This window comes from Corynebacterium hylobatis, from assembly GCF_003955685.1.
Taxonomy (GTDB): Bacteria; Actinomycetota; Actinomycetes; order Mycobacteriales; family Mycobacteriaceae; genus Corynebacterium; species Corynebacterium hylobatis.
In genome coordinates this window covers 1-2,259 of record NZ_RXHJ01000037.1, presented here as the reverse complement: position 1 = coordinate 2,259, position 2,259 = coordinate 1, and the positions used below count along the sequence as shown (strand labels likewise).

The following is a 2,259-nucleotide window of genomic DNA, read 5'->3' as shown; positions in this document are numbered from 1 at the left end:
CCCCAGGCCTTCGTCCAGAGCCCCTCGTCGGTGACCACGGGGGTGACCCAAAACAGTTCCTGAGGGTCGTGCGGAAACTGGATCGTCTGTCCCTCGTTGTCCTGGGTTGCCGCGCTGAGATTAACGGTGAGCTTTCCTCTCTTCGGCTCGGAGAAGGTGATCTCCCCGATATTCTCCGGCGGTCGCCGCGGGTCCTGTGCCAGGGCATCGCGAATGTCCTCGTCGATCGCATACATCCGAGTGACTGCCCCGTCACAGACCACGACATGGGCGAGGATGTCGCCGTTGTCATCCAGGGACATCGCCATTTTCCCTACTGGAACGGCGGTGACGAGGTTGCCGCAGGCCACGATGCCTGGAGCCAGACAGGCAATCAGGCAGAGCGCCACGCCACGGATCGGATTTTTGATAGCTCGGGGGCCGCACAGGGATAACCTTGTTGAGGGGCGGGGCCTCACCGTCTTCCTCCCGGCGTAGAGTGCTTCCCGGCTTGGGCGCCGGTTACTGCGCCCTGGGGTGTGGCAGTGAGGTCCCCGTGGCCACTGTCCCTCCCTGTCTCCTTGTGCCCGGGATTTCTGACATTGTCAGCTTAGTGCCCGCGAGTGTTGACCGGATGGTGTTCAGAAACCCTGGTCACACCCCTGGCCGTGAGGGTCGATCTGTGTCAACGCCTTCTGACTCTGACACCGCCGGTAGCCGGCCAGTTACGCCTTCTTCTTGCCGCTTGTGGCAGTCCCCGCGGATTGCTCCTTGTCCTTATCCGGTGCAGGGGCCTCGGCCGTCTGTGCCGCCTGTGCGGTGGCTTGCTGTTCGTAGACGAAGAGTTTGCCGCGGGCTTCGGCTGCTTCCTCCCGGGCAGCACTGGCCACCTCCCGTTGATGGGCCACCTCCTCTCGTAACCGGTTATTGTCTGCGGCTGCCGCGGCCAGTTCTGCCTGCAAGGTGGCAATCGTGGTGGCCTGCTCGGCGGTGGTGGCCTTTTCTTTCTCGAGGTCCTCGGCGATGCGGATGGTCATCTGCCGGGCTTCCTCGGCCTCCTCCGCGGCAGCACTCGCCGCCTGGTTGACAGCATCGTCCTGGGTGGCACGCTCGGCCAGCACGGCCTGGCGGATGATCGCTCGCAGAGCCTCAAAAGCACGCGCCTCCTCCTCGGTAGCGGGAGCAGCCACCTCATCGGTGGCACCTACCCGTTGGGTACCACGCCACTGGCGGACTACGTCTGCGGCCACGCTCTGATCCACCCGGGCGGCCGCCCGGATCCGGGCGACAGTGACCGCCCGGGGCCCTTCGGCAGCTACGAGCTCAGCCAGGGCACGTTCGGTGCGGGCACGGGGACTATCGACAACCATGAAAGACTCCTTGTTAGCGGGTGGGACAGCATCCCCATCATCATAGCATAATAATCAGATGAATATTCTGATTATTATTATGGGGTTGCTGCCACCACCGCCATGAGGGGCGCCGACTCGGGCTCCTCCGACCAGTTCAGCGGAATGATGGAGAGGTCTGCACTCGACCACGATTGTGCGGAAGCGGTTGGCCCGCCGGCCGGTTTGTGTGGGGGGCGGCGGCCACTGTGACGGTCTCGCCGAAGCCACTGCCCCACCCGCTCGGTCGAGTCCATCGGCGGCAGGTGTGCGTTCCTGCAGGGCAGCCTTCTCGGCGTCAGAAATCTCTGCCACTACGCCTGGCGATGTCTGATCCGTCCCGGGCAGCTGCAGAACCAGGTCACGGCACGGCACAACCGACGGGCCCGTTAATCCGTTTCCGGCTCGCGTGTCCACTGACGTCGGAAGACCGGTCCGCCGCCGGTGCGGTCGGATAATGCCCGTGCCTCTTCCAGGCTGGGTACGTCCTCGGAGAACGCACCCCAGGCACGGTCGAAGACGATCCAGTCAACGTAGCCGTCCAGGTCCGGGTCGCGGTGCTGATGCTGTGCCATGGGGCAAAGGCTATCGAGCATAAAGCCCCACAGTGGCGAATCCGTGCCCACTCCGGTGGGCGGCGATGATTTCCTCGCAACGACGTGGCCACGGCCCCTGCGGGGCACCATCACGCGATCACGTATCGGCGGCAGATCCGGCTCACAGCCATCGATACCAATAGCCACGGAAGGTGGGGAGGGTCGTCTCGTCACGGGCAGTGTGTCCTGGAGCTGATCAGAGCACGTGGATGCCGTTGGTGAGATCGCCGACGGCCCCTTCAGCATTGGACTAAAGCGGCCTGGGTTGGTGAGAGGGCATGATGTAACACAGGAGG

General features: G+C 64.1%; 3 protein-coding genes. All 3 read right to left on the bottom strand.

Going from position 1 to position 2,259, the window contains the following annotated elements; translation table 11 throughout:
• Positions 1-308, bottom strand: a 308-nt coding sequence (locus EAH68_RS14550; protein ID WP_206436433.1) for a hypothetical protein, incomplete at its 3' end; no start/stop codon positions are given.
• A gap of 396 nt (positions 309-704) precedes the next feature.
• Positions 705-1,349, bottom strand: coding sequence for a hypothetical protein (locus EAH68_RS14545; protein WP_126122050.1), 645 nt, complete (start codon positions 1,347-1,349; stop codon positions 705-707).
• Positions 1,350-1,756: 407 nt separating this feature from the next.
• Positions 1,757-1,942 carry a hypothetical protein gene (locus EAH68_RS14540; RefSeq protein ID WP_126122049.1) on the bottom strand — a complete coding sequence of 62 codons (186 nt, stop codon included), beginning with the start codon at positions 1,940-1,942 and terminating at the stop codon, positions 1,757-1,759.
• Positions 1,943-2,259: the final 317 nt, after the last annotated feature.

Excerpts from the sequence above, each read along its gene's own strand:
- EAH68_RS14545 (WP_126122050.1), bottom strand. The coding sequence starts at position 1,349 with ATGGTTGTCGATAGTCCCCGTGCCCGCACCGAACGTGCCCTGGCTGAG.
- EAH68_RS14540 (WP_126122049.1), bottom strand. The coding sequence starts at position 1,942 with ATGGCACAGCATCAGCACCGCGACCCGGACCTGGACGGCTACGTTGAC.